The organism is Pseudomonas brassicacearum (assembly GCF_003732265.1).
Lineage (GTDB): Bacteria > Pseudomonadota > Gammaproteobacteria > Pseudomonadales > Pseudomonadaceae > Aquipseudomonas > Aquipseudomonas brassicacearum_D.
The window spans coordinates 1-548 of record NZ_MOBK01000104.1; the positions used below are offsets into that span (position 1 = coordinate 1).

Consider the following 548-nt stretch of genomic DNA (forward strand, 5'->3'; position numbering starts at 1 on the left):
GGATCGCCTTCGAGGAGCGCCAGATCAAGCAGGGCGGCCAGGTGTGAACAGATCAGCCGGGGATCGCTCAGCGGTGCCAGGTCCACCAGACGAATGCCATCGCGGTAATGCCCGATCAACTGCTCGGCCACACGCAAGGCTACCGTGGTCTTGCCGATCCCGCCGGGGCCGACCAGGGTGATGCAGCGTTGGCGCGGCAACTGCGTCATCAAGCTGTCGACCAGTGGCTGGCGGCCGATCATCCGCGTGCGCCGCAAGGGCAGGTTGTGCCGACCGCCAACATCGCCCACAGGACGCTCCTCCATGGATTCCAGCAACACTGGCGCGACAAAACTGTAGCCCCGTTGCGCCACGGTGATGATGTAACGCTGGCCGGCCTGACCGTCACCGAGGGCTTTGCGCAGTGCCGCCATGTGCACACGCAAGTTGATGTCTTCGACCACGCTGTCCGGCCAGACTCCGGCCATCAATTGCTGCTTGCTCACCACTTCGCCGGCGTGGGCCAGCAGAATCAGGAGGATGTCCATTGCCCGTCGGCCCAGACGTAA

Annotated in this window: 1 protein-coding gene; it reads right to left on the bottom strand. The window is 64.2% G+C overall.

All coding sequences use genetic code 11. The features are described from left to right. On the bottom strand, nucleotides 1-548 hold a 548-nt coding region (locus tag BK660_RS30260), incomplete at both ends, for a winged helix-turn-helix domain-containing protein (protein ID WP_148057488.1).